This window comes from Mesorhizobium sp. W067 (genome assembly GCF_054719525.1).
On the sequence record NZ_JBTTII010000001.1, the window covers coordinates 739,831 to 756,434 of the forward strand.

At 63.2% G+C, this 16,604-nt stretch carries 23 protein-coding genes; 14 read left to right on the plus strand and 9 right to left on the minus strand.

The window, feature by feature from the left end; genetic code table 11:
- Positions 1 to 64: 64 nt before the first annotated feature.
- The 3 genes from ACYG97_RS03570 to ACYG97_RS03580 all read left to right on the plus strand — a co-directional run bounded on the left by ACYG97_RS03570 (position 65) and on the right by ACYG97_RS03580 (position 2,543).
- Entirely contained in the window at positions 65 to 382 is a 318-nt protein-coding gene (locus tag ACYG97_RS03570; protein ID WP_023733937.1) for a DUF2934 domain-containing protein, read from the plus strand.
- A 263-nt stretch (positions 383 to 645) separates the two neighbouring features.
- Positions 646 to 1,653: a hypothetical protein gene (locus tag ACYG97_RS03575; protein ID WP_023733938.1), complete on the plus strand. Its 1,008-nt coding sequence runs from the start codon at positions 646 to 648 to the stop codon at positions 1,651 to 1,653.
- Positions 1,602 to 2,543, plus strand: coding sequence for a class I SAM-dependent methyltransferase (locus tag ACYG97_RS03580; protein ID WP_198029702.1), 942 nt, complete (start codon positions 1,602 to 1,604; stop codon positions 2,541 to 2,543). The genes ACYG97_RS03575 and ACYG97_RS03580 overlap by 52 nt, the downstream gene beginning before the upstream one ends.
- An 8-nt stretch (positions 2,544 to 2,551) precedes the next feature.
- On the opposite strand, the gene ACYG97_RS03585 is transcribed toward ACYG97_RS03580, so the two are convergent.
- The gene (locus tag ACYG97_RS03585; RefSeq protein ID WP_023733940.1) at positions 2,552 to 4,510 is read right to left on the minus strand and encodes a tripartite tricarboxylate transporter permease; all 1,959 of its coding nucleotides are present in this window, start codon (positions 4,508 to 4,510) and stop codon (positions 2,552 to 2,554) included.
- Positions 4,510 to 5,562, minus strand: coding sequence for a Bug family tripartite tricarboxylate transporter substrate binding protein (locus tag ACYG97_RS03590; RefSeq protein WP_023733941.1), 1,053 nt, complete (start codon positions 5,560 to 5,562; stop codon positions 4,510 to 4,512). The genes ACYG97_RS03585 and ACYG97_RS03590 overlap by 1 nt, the downstream gene beginning before the upstream one ends.
- Before the next feature lie 210 nt (positions 5,563 to 5,772).
- Here ACYG97_RS03590 and minC point away from each other — a divergent pair, with 210 nt between their 5' ends.
- The 8 genes from minC to ACYG97_RS03630 all read left to right on the plus strand — a co-directional run bounded on the left by minC (position 5,773) and on the right by ACYG97_RS03630 (position 12,271).
- The gene (minC, locus tag ACYG97_RS03595) at positions 5,773 to 6,606 is read left to right on the plus strand and encodes a septum site-determining protein MinC (RefSeq protein ID WP_023733942.1); all 834 of its coding nucleotides are present in this window, start codon (positions 5,773 to 5,775) and stop codon (positions 6,604 to 6,606) included.
- Positions 6,607 to 6,655: 49 nt separating this feature from the next.
- Entirely contained in the window at positions 6,656 to 7,471 is an 816-nt protein-coding gene (minD, locus tag ACYG97_RS03600) for a septum site-determining protein MinD (RefSeq protein WP_023670342.1), read from the plus strand.
- Complete coding sequence (gene minE, locus ACYG97_RS03605) at positions 7,468 to 7,740, plus strand: cell division topological specificity factor MinE (RefSeq protein WP_023684809.1); 273 nt, start codon at positions 7,468 to 7,470, stop codon at positions 7,738 to 7,740. The genes minD and minE overlap by 4 nt, the downstream gene beginning before the upstream one ends.
- A 269-nt stretch (positions 7,741 to 8,009) precedes the next feature.
- On the plus strand, positions 8,010 to 8,441 hold the full coding sequence (locus tag ACYG97_RS03610; RefSeq protein ID WP_023733944.1) for an ArsR/SmtB family transcription factor: 432 nt from the start codon (positions 8,010 to 8,012) through the stop codon (positions 8,439 to 8,441).
- A complete protein-coding gene (locus ACYG97_RS03615) occupies positions 8,438 to 8,974 on the plus strand; it encodes an SRPBCC family protein (RefSeq protein WP_023695516.1) in 537 nt (178 codons plus the stop codon). The genes ACYG97_RS03610 and ACYG97_RS03615 overlap by 4 nt, the downstream gene beginning before the upstream one ends.
- A gap of 165 nt (positions 8,975 to 9,139) precedes the next feature.
- Positions 9,140 to 9,721: a dihydrofolate reductase family protein gene (locus ACYG97_RS03620; protein WP_031262241.1), complete on the plus strand. Its 582-nt coding sequence runs from the start codon at positions 9,140 to 9,142 to the stop codon at positions 9,719 to 9,721.
- A gap of 347 nt (positions 9,722 to 10,068) precedes the next feature.
- Positions 10,069 to 10,950, plus strand: a complete 882-nt coding sequence (locus ACYG97_RS03625) for an EamA family transporter (RefSeq protein WP_023689020.1) — start codon at positions 10,069 to 10,071, stop codon at positions 10,948 to 10,950.
- Positions 10,951 to 11,095: 145 nt separating this feature from the next.
- Positions 11,096 to 12,271 carry a hypothetical protein gene (locus ACYG97_RS03630; protein ID WP_023689019.1) on the plus strand — a complete coding sequence of 392 codons (1,176 nt, stop codon included), beginning with the start codon at positions 11,096 to 11,098 and terminating at the stop codon, positions 12,269 to 12,271.
- 91 nt (positions 12,272 to 12,362) lie between these two features.
- Here ACYG97_RS03630 and ACYG97_RS03635 read toward each other — a convergent pair whose 3' ends face one another.
- The 5 genes from ACYG97_RS03635 to dinB form a co-directional block, all read right to left on the minus strand.
- Complete coding sequence (locus ACYG97_RS03635; protein ID WP_023689018.1) at positions 12,363 to 12,455, minus strand: hypothetical protein; 93 nt, start codon at positions 12,453 to 12,455, stop codon at positions 12,363 to 12,365.
- Positions 12,456 to 12,528: 73 nt separating this feature from the next.
- The gene (locus tag ACYG97_RS03640) at positions 12,529 to 12,627 is read right to left on the minus strand and encodes a hypothetical protein (RefSeq protein ID WP_023684816.1); all 99 of its coding nucleotides are present in this window, start codon (positions 12,625 to 12,627) and stop codon (positions 12,529 to 12,531) included.
- 59 nt (positions 12,628 to 12,686) lie between these two features.
- The gene (locus ACYG97_RS03645) at positions 12,687 to 12,785 is read right to left on the minus strand and encodes a hypothetical protein (protein WP_023670351.1); all 99 of its coding nucleotides are present in this window, start codon (positions 12,783 to 12,785) and stop codon (positions 12,687 to 12,689) included.
- Between the two features lie 16 nt (positions 12,786 to 12,801).
- Positions 12,802 to 13,074 (minus strand): hypothetical protein, encoded by a 273-nt coding sequence (locus ACYG97_RS03650; RefSeq protein WP_156937199.1) that lies wholly within the window; start codon positions 13,072 to 13,074, stop codon positions 12,802 to 12,804.
- On the minus strand, positions 13,071 to 14,312 hold the full coding sequence (gene dinB, locus ACYG97_RS03655) for a DNA polymerase IV (RefSeq protein ID WP_023733946.1): 1,242 nt from the start codon (positions 14,310 to 14,312) through the stop codon (positions 13,071 to 13,073). The genes ACYG97_RS03650 and dinB overlap by 4 nt, the downstream gene beginning before the upstream one ends.
- A 233-nt stretch (positions 14,313 to 14,545) precedes the next feature.
- On the opposite strand from dinB, the gene ACYG97_RS03660 reads away from it, so the two are divergent.
- The 3 genes from ACYG97_RS03660 to ACYG97_RS03670 all read left to right on the plus strand — a co-directional run bounded on the left by ACYG97_RS03660 (position 14,546) and on the right by ACYG97_RS03670 (position 15,831).
- On the plus strand, positions 14,546 to 14,782 hold the full coding sequence (locus ACYG97_RS03660; protein ID WP_023689015.1) for a hypothetical protein: 237 nt from the start codon (positions 14,546 to 14,548) through the stop codon (positions 14,780 to 14,782).
- A 154-nt stretch (positions 14,783 to 14,936) separates the two neighbouring features.
- On the plus strand, positions 14,937 to 15,344 hold the full coding sequence (locus ACYG97_RS03665; RefSeq protein WP_023733947.1) for a heme-copper oxidase family protein: 408 nt from the start codon (positions 14,937 to 14,939) through the stop codon (positions 15,342 to 15,344).
- A 265-nt stretch (positions 15,345 to 15,609) separates the two neighbouring features.
- Positions 15,610 to 15,831, plus strand: a complete 222-nt coding sequence (locus ACYG97_RS03670; protein WP_023693867.1) for a hypothetical protein — start codon at positions 15,610 to 15,612, stop codon at positions 15,829 to 15,831.
- A 20-nt stretch (positions 15,832 to 15,851) separates the two neighbouring features.
- Here the strand turns inward: ACYG97_RS03670 and ACYG97_RS03675 are convergent, their stop codons facing one another.
- Both ACYG97_RS03675 and ACYG97_RS03680 read right to left on the minus strand, forming a co-directional pair.
- Entirely contained in the window at positions 15,852 to 16,082 is a 231-nt protein-coding gene (locus ACYG97_RS03675; RefSeq protein ID WP_023702926.1) for a hypothetical protein, read from the minus strand.
- A gap of 140 nt (positions 16,083 to 16,222) precedes the next feature.
- Entirely contained in the window at positions 16,223 to 16,549 is a 327-nt protein-coding gene (locus ACYG97_RS03680; RefSeq protein ID WP_023689014.1) for a hypothetical protein, read from the minus strand.
- Positions 16,550 to 16,604: the final 55 nt, after the last annotated feature.

Sequence of the window (16,604 nt, forward strand, 5' to 3'; positions counted from 1 at the left end):
GATTGCGACCGCGCGATTTCTGGGATCGTTCGGATCGCCCTTAAGGCCCAGGGGAGGAACCACTATGAACGACGACAGGCATCATAAGATACAGCAGCGCGCCTACCAGATCTGGGAGCGCGAAGGCACTGGCGACCCCGAGCACCACTGGCACCGGGCCGAGGCCGAAATCGACCGCGAAGCAGCCCTGCCGCTGACCGCTGACGACGCCCTGCCGCGCGAGATCGCCAGCACCGACGTCCTGACCGTCGAGGAACTCGCCGTGCGCACCGGCATATCGGGCGACGAGGCGCAGGAGTTGATCGACAGACTGGGCACGGACCGCGCCGCAGTTGAGCAGGCGGCGAGGGGGATTGAGGGGAAGCGGCGGGCGACGTCCTGATCGGAGGGCTAGGACGATCTTTCAGAGTGTCTTGTTGACACTTATCACTTTGGCAGTCGCGACAGAGGCCGTCATTTCTGACAGCTTTGCGCCCAAATTGATCCGTGCTGGCCATAGCAACATCCTTAAGCGGACGGTGCCGACGCCGGCGAAGCAGCCCAGATGCCGCGATACGAAGTGCCAACCACTTCGCGGCACCAGCGTGCCTGTAGACACTCTCGCCACTTTCTCTATACGACGTCGAGACGGGGTGGCGAGCAACGATGATCACAGTGTTGGTGCACGAGTTGAATCAGACGCCGATGCGGCGGCTGATTTCGTCGGCAGGGCACTTGTTGCCGCTTTTGCGCATGGAAACCTATCAGTCAGTCTTCCGCCGACTAAACTTTCCCGCGGGTACCTTGGTTTTTACGGATTTTGAGTATCTGAATGGCATGGAAATGATGGCGGCGGCGGATATTGCCGAAGCCGCAAAGCGCGCCGACCCTGATGCTCGAATTCTAAACCATCCCGCGACTGTCCTGGAGCGGTTCGCCCTGCTCCGCCGGCTTCGTATTAGAGGAATCAACCCGGTCGAAGTATCGCGTCTGGAGCAGGATGAGCGACCAACCCGTTACCCTGTTTTTATCCGGATGGAAGATGGCTTTTGGGGGCCGGAAACCAAGCTTCTGGAAAACCCACGCCAACTTGAAGAGGCGATCGCCGTGCTCCAGGGCAACGCCAAGCCGATGAAGCGGCGCATCGCCGTCTCCTTTGAAGCCGATCGCGATTCGAACGGCTACTATCGAAAGTATGGCGCATTCCGCATTGGGGACGCGATTGTGTCCCAGCACATACTTAGGTCCGTCGACTGGAACGTTAAGTCATCGGCAAGCAGCACCGACCCGGATTTCGTGCGCGAGGAACTCGCCTTCGTAAAGGACAATCCGCACGCAGAGGACCTGCTTCGCGCCTGCAATACGGGCCATATCCAGTTCGGCCGCGTGGACTACACGTTGCGTGACGGCGCACTGGTGATATTCGAGGTCAACCCCAATCCGACTTTTCCGAAGTTCAAAGATGGCGCAGCCGCCCGTGAGGAACGACGTGGCCACATCATCGCAGCGTTGAAAGTTGCATTCGAGGCCATCGACAGTTCCGGCACCGGGAGAATCGACTTCCTGCCTTCAGCCAGATCTTACCAATTCATTCAGTCGGGCCGCTGGATATGGCCAGTGAGATGGCTTTGGAGAACAAGAATGGCCCGGCGAAGGAAGATGCATTCGCAATGAACGGCCCGCGAGAAAGCCCACCGGCAGGGCAACGGATCTCGATTTACACCGACGAACCACTCACGCAACTTGCCCGTTTTTCGTTTGATTGGGCTGAGGTGCTGTGTGACCCGAGCCATGGGTGCAGGCCCTACCATCGCACGTGGAGCATGATCCGCCTGCTGGAATCGAAAGGTGCCAAGCCGGCCGGCGGGGGGTTCTTTGGACGTGAATTGGCTGCCGTGGCCCAGGAGGGACGCTGTCGGATTCTCCTGTCGGGCGCGGCCGACACCGGCCTGGCGGCAATGGTTCTGGGCCAAACGAGGCCGGTCGGCATCGAGCCCGAATTTGTGCTGATCGATCGCTGTGAAACGACGGTCGAACAGAACAGGCTGTTTGCCCGCTCCGCCGGTTTTGCGCTCGAGACCCACCGCGCCGACATTCGCGGTTGCGACTGTGCGCCGGTGCAGGCAGTTGTCGCGCATAGCGTTCTTAATTTCTTCGACCGCAGCGCACGCCAGCAGGTGGTCGACAGTTGGGCGCGTAGTCTCAAGCCTGGCGGACGCCTGCTTCTCTCCCAGAGGTTGCTATCGGAAAAAGACCAGCCGAGGGGGCCTCGCGGCAGCGCTGAAATCGGCCGAAGGCTTTCGACCATCGAGAAGGCCGCCGTCGCGGCGCATTTTCCTGCCGCTGCCGTGGCGGAGCTGAAGACGGCCGTCGAAGCGCTCTGGGGTGAACCGCTGCATGAAGATCGCACTACATATTCAGACCTTGCGGATATGCTGAAGCAATCCAACCTGACGATTATCGGCTCGGAGCAGCATCATACCGGGAAAAGCGTTTCCCCGCTTGCCGCTGCCGACAGCGTCCAGACAATTCCAAGATACGAAATCGTCGCCGTCAGGATGTAGCCCGACCACTAGAATAAGTGCGACATCGCAGAAGCGGGAAGGTCGATAGCGGCTATCCGATCGAGATAAAACCAGGTCGCCACTGCGACCGCAACCGAGGTGCAAGATGCCAGTGTCGCCGACTTCAAGGTCAGCTTCTGACCGGCTGCAATCCATATCAGGGTAAACAGGGATAGCGCCGCCGGGAGGCCCGCCAGCCAGACAGCGGCCGGCAACAGGAGCATCATCATCAACGGCACACGATGGCTTTCCGGGATCGTATGGGTCCGTTCGCCTCCCTGTTTCGCGTGGCCAACAAGCGAGATCGTTTGCACAAGGGCGACCGCGAGCATCGCAAACAGACAACACCAGGCCACGGCCTGCGCGAAGATCGAATAGCCTGGCTGCCCTTGGAGCGATATCGCTGCCATCACAGCGCATCCACCGGTCAACAGCCATGCGACTGCGGCATCGGCACGCTTTGGCTTGACACGTCGCGGCGGCAAAACACCACCGCGCACGATCCATGCGAGGGAAAGCGCGATTATGACCATGATCGTCAACGACGCCGGCCGTTGTAGAGGGTTCAGCCTGCCGACACGGGCCAACTCCACACTGAGCGCCAGGTTTCGCTCGATGAAGCCGCCCAGGACGAATGATATGACAAAAGGAATTTGCGGCCAGGCGAGGCGCTTCAGCATGTAGCCGGCCAGCCCGAAAGCGACGGCTACGTACAGATCGATCAGCAGCCCGTTTAGCTGCACGATCGTCACGAAGCTGACGACAATGATCGGGAGCGCGATGCGGTCGATCCTGAGAGCAGTCAGGCGCGCAAAATATGGTGTCAACGCCAATCCCACTGCGGACGTCAGCAGGTTCGACAGCAGCAGCGCGGTAATCAACGTGAACGTCAGGGGCAAGCCGGTCGTCAGCATCGGTATGCCCGGAACGATGCCGTGTACCGTCAGGACTGTCAGCAGGATCAAGCCGCCCTCGCTGCCGGGAAGGCCGAAGGCAACGGTCGGCAGAAGCGAGCCTCCGTCCTTCGAATCGACGGCCGCTTCCGGCGCAATGATGCCCCTGATGTCACCAGATCCGAACCTTGAGCGCTGGTCCTTGGGGGTTGTCTGGATCGCCTGCCCGTAGGCAACGAAGCTGGCGACCGTTCCTCCAACACCTGGAATGATGCCGACCAACACGCCGATGGCCGACGATCGCATTGTTAGTCCCCAATGACGAAAGACAGCAAGCATACCGGTCCAGATCGAGTCGTTCGCGTTTTCCAGGCCAGCCGCTTTTTCAAGCTGCAATCTTTTTCGCCACGAGATGATTTCAGAAACGGTGAAAAAGCCAAGCAGCAGCGCGACCATGTCGACGCCGTCGAAGAGAGCGATGCTCCCAAACGTCCAGCGTGGTTGGCCATAGGTCGGATCAGTTCCGACAAGACCGACCAAAAGCCCCAGCAGCGCCATCGCCAGCGCTTTCAGACGGGACGCGCTTGGAACCGCAATGATCGTCGACAGGCCCCATACGCCCAGCAGCACGTATTCAAACGGTCCGAATTGCAGGATGAACGGCCGAATGATCGGCATGAGCGCTATGAGGACGAGGACGCCAAAAACCGATCCGACGGCCGAGGCCGTTGCCGCGGCGGCTATCGCGGTGCGAGGCAGGCCGGCCCTGGACATCGGATGGCCGTCGAGCAGGGTTGCCGCGCTTGGCGCATTGCCAGGTATGTTGAAGAGGATAGCCGTTATAGATCCCATGAAGGTCGCGCCGCCGGTCAGGGCGCCAAACAGCAACAACACCGATACCGGATCCCAATGCACGGTTGCGACCAGCAGAAGGGTTGCAAGGCTGGCGCCGCCAATCCCTGGAAGAAAGGACGTAGCCATGGCAACCAAGGTGCCAAGCACCGGGATCAGTATGTTCGGCCAGGAGAATACATTGCCCAGTCCAGTGCCGAGGGCAGCCCAATATCCGGTCATCAGCGCGTTGCTCGCGCATCCCGCTCGAGTTCCGGGTGTTTTTTCAGATACGCTTCCGCCTCGTGGAAGGCACTGAGCATATCGTTGATCACGATGACGGTCTGGTCGGCGCCGCGCGGTTCGATTGGACGTTTCTGAGCTTCAAGCGCCACCTTGAACCCATCGCTCTTAACCGCGGCGGAGACGGCGTCACGAAGACAACCTAGCGATTTCTGCTCCATGTCGGCAGGGGCAAAAAATCCCCGCGCTGTCGCCGAAGCTTTCGCGACGGCGATGGCCAACCGCAATCGCTCTTCCTGCTTCTCCTTGGAAAGGCCTTGGCTGCGCTGCCACACCAACCCTCCTTCGCCCGCCAGGAAAGCCACGCCTGGCGCGTTCGGGTCAGGTCCCTCCGTGAGAACCAGACCGACTTTGGCCTCGCCTGCGGCGGTCGAGCGCAAGCCTGTCGTCAATGAATTGGATGTCATATCGCCTTCGCCACGCAGGAGCGCCGACATGAGTGCGCCGCTGCCTTCATAGCCTGAGACCACGTCGACCTTGATATCGAGGAGGTGCGCGGTGAGCACTATCGGCAGGATGCCGGCTTCAAACGATGAAACCGACGCGACCAGATGTTTGGCGCTTTGCAAATCGACATCGTTCCGAACGATCCACGCTTCGGGATCGATGTGAATCAGTCCTATCGGATTTAGCCGATTGATCCAGTTGTCGACGCCAGCCGGAATGTCACCTTGCGAAATTATGTCGGAGACGCTTTCAATCATAAGGACCAGTTCGTCGGACGGCGCATTGGTTACACGCTTTAGCGCCGCAAATCCGCCTGCCGCGGGCATATTCACGACCCTGACATCGAGCTCGGTCGTGCTGGCAAGGGCCGGCGCAAATGCACGGGCATAGGTATCATAGCCGCCGCCGGCAGCGTTGGGGACAACGAGGGTGATTCGCCGGCCGGCGTAGGTGGTTGCGCAAGCGATCTCGCCGGCGCTTGCCGCGGACGGCAGGTAGATTGCCGCGGCGGTGATTGCCGCCAACGCCACACGAAAGAACTTCATCTCGCCAAGCCCCAGATTTCACCCAGTGGTGATACTTTAGATAGCCCTTGCAACGCCAGCGTTGTTCCTTAGCAATCGCGCTTAGTTTCGTGAATGTCGCGGTCTGTGTCGCCAATTGGCGTCCGATCTGCCATGCGGTTATTCAGTTCATTAACCTTTCATTAACCATACCACGGCTAGCGTTTACCTCTCAGTAAGGAATCGCCCGCCGTGACCTTTGCCGCTCCCCTCGAGGCCAAGTCCATTCGCTTTCGCGCCCGCTCCTTCGTCGCTTTCACGCTGACGCCAGATGCGCCTTTGGATGTTTGGCTGGAGAGCCTCGATCGCTGGGTCGGCAATTCGCCGGGCTATTTTGCCGGGCGCCCGGTGGTGCTCGACCTGAACGTGCTGAAGCCCGATGTCGTGGCCATCGAAGCGCTGGTCGATCTGCTCGGCCAGCGCGGCATTCGCATCTACGCCATCGAGCTCGACGGCGGCACTGAGCTTGGCGCGCATCTGCCGCCGGTGCTGGTCGGCGCCAAGGAGGCGACCACCGACGGGCTGCTGCTGCAGCCGAGCCGCAAGGCGGGCAGGGCGGAGGACGCCACTGCGGTGGGCGACATGAAGGCGGCCGGTGACATCAAGGCAGAGGCCGGCGATTTGAAGGCGGGCGAGTTGAAACCGGCGGGCGGTGCCAAGACGCAGCCTCAAGACGTCAAAATTGCCGCGCCGGACGCCGGCACGTTGATGATCCGCTCGCCGATCCGTTCGGGGCAGCTGATCTTCCATCCGCATGGCGATGTCATCGTGCTGGGTTCGGTCGCCTCCGGCTCCGAGATCGTCGCCACCGGTTCCATCCATGTCTATGGCACGCTGCGCGGCCGCGCTTCGGCAGGCGCTCAAGGGAACACGGCGGCGCGTGTCTTCTGCCGCAGGAACGAAGCCGAACTTCTCTCGGTCGATGGCTGGTATTGCACGGCCGAGGAGATGGACCCGTCAGTCCGGGGCAAGCCTGTGCAGGCATTTCTCGAAAACGGCATGCTGCGCATCGCCCCTTTCAGCTAATGCGTCTCGCCCGACAACGACATAACGAACAACAACGGAGGCTTTATTGATGGGCAAGGTAGTGGTGGTCACCTCGGGCAAGGGGGGCGTCGGCAAGACGACCTCTACCGCGGCTCTGGGGGCGGCGGTCGCCAAGACCGGCAAGAAGGTGGCGCTGGTGGATTTCGATGTCGGCCTGCGCAACCTCGATTTGATCATGGGCGCCGAACGCCGCGTGGTGTTCGACCTCGTCAACGTCATCCAGGGCTCGGCAAAGCTGTCGCAGGCGCTGATCCGCGACAAGCGGGTCGAGACGCTGTTCCTGCTGCCGGCCTCGCAGACGCGCGACAAGGATGCGCTGACCGAGGAGGGCGTCGCCGAGGTCATCGGCAAGCTGCGCTCGGTGTTCGACTACGTCTTCTGCGACAGCCCGGCCGGCATCGAGCGCGGCGCGCAGCTCGCCATGCGCTTTGCCGACGAGGCGGTCATCGTCACCAATCCGGAAGTGTCGTCGGTGCGCGATTCCGACCGCATCATCGGCCTGCTCGATTCCCGCACCTTGCGGGCCGAGGAGGGCGAGCAGATCGCCAAGCATGTGCTGGTCACGCGCTATGATGCGGGACGCGCCGCGCGGGGCGAAATGCTGTCGATCGACGATGTGCTGGAGATCCTGTCGGTGCCGCTGCTCGGCATTATCCCCGAGAGCCAGGATGTGCTGCGCGCCTCCAACCTCGGTTCGCCGGTGACGCTGTCGGAGCCGCTGAACGCCGCTGCCAAGGCTTACATCGACGCGGCCAAGCGCCTCGAGGGCGAACAGCTGCCGGTCATCGTGCCCTTCGAACGCAAGGGCTTCCTCGATCGTCTTTTGGGAAGGAGGGCGGCATGAACCTGCTCGACATCTTCAAGCGGCGCACCAGCGCGCCGGTGGCGCGCGAACGGCTGCAAGTGCTTCTCGCCTATGAGCGCCGCAACCGCAGCCAGCCCGATCTCGTCTCCATCCTGCGCGAGGAGATCATGGCGGTGATCGCCAAGCATGTGCAGATCGACCAGGATTATCTGCAAGTTTCGATGGACCGCGGCGAGACCATGTCGACGCTGGAGATCGACATCCAGATCCCCAACAAGAGCGCGGTGCCGCTGGCCATGGCGGGGTGAGGGCACTTTACCCTCCCCCTTGTGGGGAGGGTCGATCCGCAAAGCGGATCGGGGTGGGGGTCTGCGCGGACCTCCGCCGTCTTGGGTTCCTCTCCCAGACTTTCGTGAGGGAAGAGGAAATCCACATCCCCTACGGCAGCGCTAGTACCCCCGCCCGGACCTACGGTCCGACCTCCCCACAAGGGGAAGGTAGGGGGCCAGCGCCTCTCCCCAAAAAATATTCAACCAACTAGTTGACTATCTAAAATCTCGCCTCTATATTCAACTACATGGTTGAATTAGAGACGCCCCAGATGGACCAGATTTTTCACGCCCTCGGCGACGCCACGCGCCGGAACATGCTTAACCACCTCGCCGGCGGCGAGCGTACGGTGAGCGAGTTGGCTCAACCCTTTGCCATGTCGCTGGCCGCCGCCTCCAAGCACATCAAGGCGCTGGAGCATGCCGGGCTGATCCGGCGCGAAGTGCGCGGGCGCACCCATGTCTGCCGCCTCGAGGCCCGCCCGCTGGCCACCGCCTATCAGTGGCTCGGCCAATACGCGCGTTTCTGGAACAGCCGCCTCGATGTCCTCGAACAGCTTTTGCGCGAGGAGGCGGGGCGCAAAACGTCGACAACGCCGTCAACGCCGGCACCGGCAAATCCAGAACCATCGAAGCCGGAATCACCCAGGCCAACACCTTCCAAGGGAGACGACCGATGAACCAGATGAACAGCTTCGACGGCTACGCCCAGCTGATCCAGCCGGCCACGTTGAGGGTCGAACGGCTTTTGCCCGGAACCAGGGAGCGCGTCTGGGAATATCTGACGCAGAGCGATCTGCGCCGCAAATGGCTGGCGGCCGGCGACATGGAGATGGAGGAAGGCTCTTCCTTCGAGCTGGTCTGGCGCAATGACGAACTGACCGACCCGCCCGGCGACAGGCCGGCCAGCTTCAGTGGCGGCGAGCAGCGGATGCACAACCAGATCGTCGAGTGCGATCCGCCGCGCAAGCTCACCATCACCTGGAACGGCAGCGGCAATGTCACCTTCGAATTGGCGCAGCGCGGCGACGACGTCCTGCTCACCCTGGTCCACCGCCGCCTGCCGGACCGCTCGAGCCTGATGATGCATGCCGCCGGCTGGCACGTGCATCTCGACCTCCTGGTTGCCCGCGTGGCGGCCGAGAAGCCCGAACCGTTCTGGGACAGCTTTAGCCGTATCGTGGCGGAATACGACCGGCGCCTGCCGGCCTGACCTGACCTAACGCATCGCCCGGTCCAACCGGGCACCATCGATCCCTTGCATCGGATGCCGGCGCAAGGGCCGGCGAAACACGCGCCTTCGCCAGACACCGCGGCGCGCCAGCGGAAATGAAACCAGGCAACGTGCTTGCATCCCGCAAGCCCGAAGGAGGAAGTCATGCGTAAATTGATCACCGGAATGAAGATCTCCATCGACGGCAAGATCGAAGGCCCCGAAGGCTTTGCCGACTGGGTCGACAACTGGTCGGAGGAATACGGCCTGATGCCTGAGATCGACGCCTGCCTGCTCGGCGGCATCATGTATGCCGGTTATGAGCGCTACTGGAGCGCGATCCAACAGAACGAGCCGGACCAGCCATTGCCGATGACCGGCAGGCTGGTCGACCCGGCCGAACTCGAATGGGCGCGCTTTGCCGCGAAAACCCCGCACTATGTGCTGTCGAACACCATGACGACGTCAGCCTGGGCCTCGACGCGCTTCCTGCGCCGCCTCGACGACGTCGCGGCGCTGAAGCGCGAGCCCGGCAAGAACATCTACCTCATGGGCGGCGCCCGCATCACCGCCAGCCTGATCGAAGCCGGCCTGGTCGATGAAATGCGGCTGATCGTCTATCCGCTGCTCGCCGGCGACGGCAAGGCGCTGTTCGGCACGGTGCACGCCCGGCACGGACTGGAACTGCGCCAGGTCGGCCAGCTGTCGGATGGGCGGGTGAGCCTGGTGTATGGGCTGGCGAGCTAGCCTCTTTTCCTCTCCCTCCGGAGGGGGAGAGGTGGCGCCGCGAAGCGGCGACGGAGTGGGGGAAGGCGCTCATGAAACCCACGGTCGCCGCAAAACAGGAGCGACGGAAGCGAGCGCGAAACGCCTGCAAGCAGGCAATCAGGCGGATGTGATGGACGGTCGACCCCCACTCCGTCGAGCTTCGCTCGACACCTCTCCCCCGATCGACGGGGGAGAGGAAATGCGTCGGCGTTCGCCTCCCACCCTTGCCCTATCAACAGCCCGCTCGTGCCACACGACAGCCAGGCCCTTTATCCCTATCTCCGGCCTGCGCTACGGCCGGCTGGTCGCGCGGGGAGGGACTGGAATTGACGTCGACGCCGATTGCCGCAGCTGAAGCGAAGGGCTTGCCGATCGGCGCGTTGCTTGGCGCCATGGTGTCGATCCAGATCGGCGCCACCTTCGCCAAGGGCCTGTTTCCGCTGATCGGCGCCAATGGCACCACGGCGCTGCGGCTGGCCGTGGGCGCGCTGATGCTGGCGGCGGTGCTGAGGCCGTGGCGGGTGCGGCCGTCGCGCGCCGTGCTGCCCTGGCTCATCGCCTATGGCGTCAACCTCGCGGCGCTGAACCTGCTGTTTTATGCAGCGCTCGCCAGAATTCCGCTCGGCGTCGCGGTGGCGCTCGAATTCTCCGGCCCGCTGCTCGTGGCGACGCTGTCGTCGCGGCGCGCCACCGACTTCGTCTGGGTGGTGCTGGCCGTTGCCGGCATATTGCTGTTGTCGCCCTTCATCCACTCCGGCAGTGCACTCGACCCGATCGGCGTGATGCTGGCGCTGGCCGCCGGCTGCTGCTGGGCGCTCTACATCGTCTTTGCACAAAAGGCGGGCGCCGAGCTTGGCAGCCAGACCACGGCTTACGGCCTGGTCATTGCCGCTGCCGTCGGCCTGCCGTTCGGCCTCGCCGAGGCGGGTACCGGCCTGATCGCACCGGCGATCCTGGTCAGCGCGCTGCTGGTCGGGCTGTTCTCCAGCGCCTTGCCGTTCTGGCTGGAGATGGTGGCGCTGACCCGGATGCCGGCCAGGCTCTACGGCACGCTGACCTGCCTGGAGCCGGCGCTGGGCGCGCTGGCCGGCTTCCTGTTCCTGCACGAGATCCTGAGCCCGTTGCAATGCGCGGGCATCGCCGCCGTGGTCGTCGCCGCCTTCGGAGCCGCGCTGACCACCAAGCCGCCGGTGCCATCGCCGGAATAGGTGCCTGAAATGGGTATGTGACGCCGATGCCGTGGTCCGCCGGTCCCGTGTCCGGTTGCTCAAGCGCCTGCAGCATCGATATATGGATCGATGTATGTGCAGGAGATCCAGATGAGCAGGGCCGACAGCATTGCTTGAGCCGTCCGTGATCAAGGCAATACTCCTTGTCGGGTTCGCGGCTGTCGTTGCGGCTCTCGCCTGGCGGCTGGCGCGGTCTCGTCGCAAGGCCCGGCTTCGTGAAGATCCGGCCAACGACTACGCCGTGCGCCGGGACTGGTCGGGCAACCACGGCAAGCTCAATCATTCGACCTTTGTCTATTTCGATTCCGATCGCGACGGCCGCTACGGGCTCGGCGACCGCCCGATGGCCGGCATCATGGTCAGACTGCATGATGGCGACGGCCGCTTCGTCGCCGCGGCGCGGAGCAATCGCGGCGGCTTTGCCAATTTCCTGGCGTCGGCGAAACGTCGGGCCGCGCCCATCCATGTGCCGGGCAGCTACCGCTTCACCGTGTCGGTTCCGCCCGGCTGGCGCTCGAGCAGCGCCAACGAGGTCCAGTCGCAGCACCTCCGGCCGCTGCCGGGCTCGCCCACCGGGCTGGTCTCGGAAGCAATGCTGCAGCCGGTCGGCCTGTTTGCGATACGCCGGCTCAGCGGCCGCGTAGCGGACGGTGTCTCGGCGAGCATCTCGGTGATGGCGAAAGGGCAAGAGGTGGCGGTGCATCCGCTAAGTGCTGGCGCTGGCTTCCGTCTCGATCTGCCCGATGACGCCGACGCGATCGAAGTCACCGGCGATGGCAGGGAACGACGACTGGTCTTGTCGGCCTACCCGACCGAGCTCGGCCTGCTGTCGCCCGAGAACGCGGCTGTCGACAGCGCCGCGTCCTTGCAGGCCATCGGTTTCGACGATGTCACGACGCGCGGCCTGCGCAAGGTGCCGTCCGGTTATGCCGGGTTGACCTGGTTCAACCTGAACGCACTGGCGCGCGATCATACCGAAGGCAGCGAAGGCTACGTCAACGGCAATATCTCGGGAGACCATGTCTGCTATACGAGCAGCGGACACCCGGCCGAATTCTCGAGCGACAAACCGTTCGGGTTCCATTCCGTGATGCTGACGGCGGCATGGTTGAAGTCCGAAGGCGAAACCGCACTGGTCGAGAGCTGGCTTGGCGACCGGCTGATCGCCAGCGACACGATCGTCCTGTCGGCACTGGCGCCCGTCCACTATGCGCCGATGTTGGCGGCGGTGACGCGCGTGCGCCTCTCCACGAGCCACTATTGGCAGCTCGTGCTCGACGATCTGGTGGTTGCGCGCTGAACGGTCCCGCCGCCTGCGGGAGATCATGCTCTGGAAACGATCAAGCCGCCCGACTCTGTCAGGAGGATCTCGATCTACCGGGGGAACGAGTTTAGCCCGGAATAGGAGCAGAAGCGCCGTTCGCGGTGATCTGCGAGAGCTTGCCCTTCTTGACCAGCACCGGCTTCGAATAGGTCTTCCTCATTTTCCACTCTCCACGTCGGGCACCCAAAGCCCTGTTCCCGGCCAGACGGCACGAGGCGTCGGATAATCGGCTGCTAGACTGCGACCGGCCCGGAGCCGTTACCATTGTCGGCTGTAACCTGCGAGAGCTTGCCCTTCTTGACCAGCACCGGCTTCGAATAGGTCTTCTTCATGCCGCATCTCCAGTGTCAGGCGAGGCCGCCAGATCAGGCGACAGTCCGACTCAACGACTTCACTCGATCGGGCCGGAACCCGCTCCATTGGCGAGCGCCGTAACCTGCGAAAGCTTGCCTTTTTTGACCAGAACAGGCTTCGAATAGGTTTTCTTCATAGTGAATCCTCCAAGCTTACGCGATAATGCCAGACGGATCGGCACTGTCAACCTTCGCGGCGCCGTCGTCCCGTCCCGGGTTTTCTTGGCGCCGATGCGTTAATCGCAAATCCACCTTCATCGAGAAATCGTTGTTCTTGGGCGTGCATGGCGCGGCCGGGTTGCGGTGCGGAAAACGTCCGAAACGGCGGCGGGTCTGGCCTGGTTGGTCGGCCTGGTCAAACAGAGCGGCAATGCAGCGCGGAATGGCCCAGCCTAAACATTGGCCTTGCCGTCGCGCCGCACTCACAGTTCCTTCTCCGCCAGTTCGCGGAAGGCATCGGGAACCGAGCGCCGGGCTTCCAGCGCCACGGCGCCATAGCCGACAGCCTCTCTGCCAAAGCGCTGGCGGATCTTGTCGATGGCGCGGTCGGCGCCAAAGCGCGCCAGGCCTTGCCTGCTGCCGGGCCGCTGCTTTTCATCGGCAAGCCCGAGCGGCAACTCCAGCTGCAGCTCGGCACTTTCTTCCAGCTGCGACACCGAAATCGCCAGCAGCGAGATGGTCTTCTCTCGAGGGTTGGCGGCCAGCACGCCGCGCACCAGCTCCTCGGCGATTTCGGCCAGCATCGCGGTTGCCGAAATCGGCTGATCGAGCGTCAGCGAGCGTGTGACCGCGCGCAGATCGGCGAAACGCACGCGCACCGTCACCGTGCGCCCGGGCCGTGATTTCGCCCTGAGCCGGCTGGCGACCCGGTCTGCCAGATGCAGCAGGACGGGTCCGAAGATACGCGCCTCGGCCGGCCGTCTGCCAAGCGCCGACTGCGCGCCGGCGGAATGCGACCGCCTGTGGGTTTCGAGCTTTCGCGGGTCGCGGTTCCATGCCAGCGACGCCAGCTTTTCGCCGGCGGCGGGCCCGAGCAATCTTCGCAGCGCCCCACCATGCGTCTTTGCCAACTGGCCGATGGTCTCGATGCCGATCTCGGCCAGCCGCGCTCTGGTCGCCGGGCCGACGCCCCACATCAGCCCGACCGGCAGATCATGCAGGAAGGCAAGTTCGGTGTCCGGATCGACCACCACCAGCCCGTCGGGCTTGGCCACCTGCGAGGCGATCTTGGCCAGATGCTTGGTGCGCGCCACGCCGATCGAGATCGGCAGGCCGAGCTCTGCCCGGACGCGCCGACGCACCGTGGCGGCAATCTCGGCCGGCGGCCCGAACAGATGCGTGCAGCCGGCGACGTCGGCAAAGGCTTCATCGATGGAAATCCGCTCGACCAGCGGCGTGAAATCGTCGAGCACCTTGATGGCGGCGTCGCCCAGCCGCTGATAGTCGGCGAAATGGCCGCCGACGAAAATCAGTCCGGGGCAAAGCTCGCGCGCGCGTCGTCCGGGCATGCCGCCGCGCACGCCGAAAACCCTGGCTTCGTAGGAGGCGGCAAGCACGACGCCGCCGCCGACGGCGATCGGCTTGCCCCTGAGCGCCGGGTCGAGCAGCTGCTCGACCGAGGCGTAGAAGGCGTCGAGATCCGCATGCAGGATGGTGGGCTCCATCCCGACCGTTCCCTTTGCGGCGTTGCAGCATTAGCCGCGTCTGTTGTGATAGGCGTTTTTGCCGAACAAATAGAGAACAAACAGGGCCTATTGTCAATCGAAGCGGTTGCCGCCGGCCGGTCCGTTCCAGGTCGGGCCGTCGAGTGCTCCGCCTGGGCATCGGACCTGCGGAACATTGTCTCTCGCCTCAGCGTTCATATCCGCGACGGGACGCTGTTTTTGTGGAGGCCGGTATGGGCCAGTTCGAGATGATCGACCTCGTCAGCGTCGTTGACGCCTGCACGAGCGATCGCGTTGCCGGGCACTGCGTGTCAATGGCCAGGGCGGTGGAGGAGTTGCGAGTGCTGACCGGTGATTTCGTATCGCCGGACGAGACGGTGGCCAACGCGCTGTCGGCAGTGGCGCTGGGGCGCGGCTGCGCGGTGGTGTTCGACGAGCGAGCGGGCGCCGACATCTTGCTGACGCCGTAGCGCGGCGGCGCCGGGTTGTGGCAGCCAGAAAAGTCGAACAGCGTGCAAAAAGCTGTGCAGGCATGGCCCCATAACCGGGGCGTGGAAAAGTTCTGCGCGTGGGTGTATTCTCCAGGTCGCAAGCGGTCGCAGACCGCATAGGGGGAGAAATGACATGCCGAGGGTTTCAGAACTCTTTTTCAAAACTGCCATCTTGTTCCTGATGTTGGGGATTGCGGCCGGCCTGCAGATGGCGATCTCGGGTGACCACGCCGCTTTTCCGGCGCACGCGCATATCAATCTGCTCGGTTGGGTGACGAGCGCCATCTTCGGCGGCTACTACGCGCTCAATCCGCAAAAGGCGGCGCGTCGCATCGCCATGATCCACTACGGGCTCTACACTCTCGGCTTGGTGATCATGCTGCCGGCGCTGTATGTGATGCTGCAGGGAAACCCGGCGCTTGAACCGATTGTCGCCGGCGGCTCGCTCATTATCGCCGCTGCCGTTCTGGTTTTTGCTTTCGTGGTGTTTTCGCCCGAAACGGCGCGCTCGGTGTCCGGCGTGGTTCCGGCCTCTCGCTGACTGTTCGCGCGCGGCGATCAAAGTCCGACCCGCGTTCGCGACCCCGACACGGGTTGGCCAAGCCGATGGCCGCAGCCGCTGGCTGCGGTGTCTATCGCCGCGTCGGCGCTTAACATACCCGAGTCCCACCACGTATTATTTCGTGACTATTTGGCGCCGGAACCTTCCCAGATATCGCGCGTTGCGGCGACTGTATTCGCGCTGCCTTATATATAGGCAGACTTGAGTACGTCCACAGCATGGGTTGGGGGAGGAGCAGGCCACCATGTCGAAAAGAGAAATCGGAACGTCGGCCTCACTGGGCCGACGCATCGCCGATCTGAAAGCCAGGATGCGAGACGCCAGCGTTACTGAACACGAGATGCAGACCTTCCAGAAGGTCGCAGCCATCATGGGAGGTGTCGAAGGCTCCCTACGCCTCGACGCCGACGACCTGATCGCGGCGTCCTTCGTCACCGAGGCGCTCGGCGATCCCGGGTCGAATTGAAGGTCAGAGCCCGTCGGCACTCAAGTGCCGGCGGTCGATGGCCCGGTTCGCAGCGCCGCGATGCCGGAGCGTGTCTGCACCGCCCGCGGCGGGGATTTCTTGCGCACTTTGAAGATTTCAGGCGAGCGGCCTCGACGGCGCTTGAAATATTGGGCTTCGCGTTCGTGCTTCTCGGCTGCTTCTCGGCTGTCGAAGGTGCCGAGATTGTCGCCGTCCAGCCCTTGACCACAAGGGCTAAGCCAAACCGCCAAGGCGCCTTAAACGAAGGATCCGGCCAGCCGGATCCTTCGAAATATCGCGATGCTCCGGCATCGCCTTCAGCTCATACTTGGTCCAACTGGTGACGGCGTGGACGTCCCGGGAAACCTCTCGAAAGTCCGCGGTCGCTGCCTTACACGTCGTCGAACGGGCCGCCGCGCCTCGCCAGGTCGTGACCAATGGCGGCTTCCTCGGCGTCGTCGGGCAAGGCATCGTCACTGTCTTGGTAGGGGTTGTCGTCATCCTCCTCGGGCAGTTCGCCTTCCTTCTCGACACCGGTGGTGTCCGGCAGGCTTTCCTCATCTGCTCCGTCGGGCAGGACCGTTGCGCCACGCAGCGCATCCCAATCCTGCCGACCCGGCGTCGGCGCTTCCACTTCATCATTGGCGATCCTGTCGCGGGCATCGTTTTTGCTCGGTGGCGCCTCGACCTCGTCATTGGGTTTTCTGTTTCGTTCCATGATTGCCTCCTCTGGGCGGCTTAGCGTCGAGAAGGTGGAACTCACTTCCGGCTGC

Bases quoted from the DNA above. Each gene is read 5' to 3' on its own strand.
- dinB (WP_023733946.1), bottom strand. From the start codon at position 14,312: ATGGAGCCCACCATCCTGCATGCGGATCTCGACGCCTTCTACGCCTCG.
- ACYG97_RS03585 (WP_023733940.1), bottom strand. From the start codon at position 4,510: ATGACCGGATATTGGGCTGCCCTCGGCACTGGACTGGGCAATGTATTC.
- ACYG97_RS03575 (WP_023733938.1), top strand. From the start codon at position 646: ATGATCACAGTGTTGGTGCACGAGTTGAATCAGACGCCGATGCGGCGG.
- ACYG97_RS03670 (WP_023693867.1), top strand. From the start codon at position 15,610: ATGTCGAAAAGAGAAATCGGAACGTCGGCCTCACTGGGCCGACGCATC.
- ACYG97_RS03660 (WP_023689015.1), top strand. From the start codon at position 14,546: ATGGGCCAGTTCGAGATGATCGACCTCGTCAGCGTCGTTGACGCCTGC.
- ACYG97_RS03570 (WP_023733937.1), top strand. From the start codon at position 65: ATGAACGACGACAGGCATCATAAGATACAGCAGCGCGCCTACCAGATC.
- ACYG97_RS03610 (WP_023733944.1), top strand. From the start codon at position 8,010: ATGGTTGAATTAGAGACGCCCCAGATGGACCAGATTTTTCACGCCCTC.
- ACYG97_RS03640 (WP_023684816.1), bottom strand. From the start codon at position 12,627: ATGAAGAAGACCTATTCGAAGCCGGTGCTGGTCAAGAAGGGCAAGCTC.
- ACYG97_RS03665 (WP_023733947.1), top strand. From the start codon at position 14,937: ATGCCGAGGGTTTCAGAACTCTTTTTCAAAACTGCCATCTTGTTCCTG.
- minE (WP_023684809.1), top strand. From the start codon at position 7,468: ATGAACCTGCTCGACATCTTCAAGCGGCGCACCAGCGCGCCGGTGGCG.
- ACYG97_RS03635 (WP_023689018.1), bottom strand. From the start codon at position 12,455: ATGAGGAAGACCTATTCGAAGCCGGTGCTGGTCAAGAAGGGCAAGCTC.
- ACYG97_RS03580 (WP_198029702.1), top strand. From the start codon at position 1,602: ATGGCTTTGGAGAACAAGAATGGCCCGGCGAAGGAAGATGCATTCGCA.
- ACYG97_RS03620 (WP_031262241.1), top strand. From the start codon at position 9,140: ATGCGTAAATTGATCACCGGAATGAAGATCTCCATCGACGGCAAGATC.
- ACYG97_RS03615 (WP_023695516.1), top strand. From the start codon at position 8,438: ATGAACCAGATGAACAGCTTCGACGGCTACGCCCAGCTGATCCAGCCG.
- ACYG97_RS03590 (WP_023733941.1), bottom strand. From the start codon at position 5,562: ATGAAGTTCTTTCGTGTGGCGTTGGCGGCAATCACCGCCGCGGCAATC.
- ACYG97_RS03645 (WP_023670351.1), bottom strand. From the start codon at position 12,785: ATGAAGAAAACCTATTCGAAGCCTGTTCTGGTCAAAAAAGGCAAGCTT.
- ACYG97_RS03680 (WP_023689014.1), bottom strand. From the start codon at position 16,549: ATGGAACGAAACAGAAAACCCAATGACGAGGTCGAGGCGCCACCGAGC.
- minD (WP_023670342.1), top strand. From the start codon at position 6,656: ATGGGCAAGGTAGTGGTGGTCACCTCGGGCAAGGGGGGCGTCGGCAAG.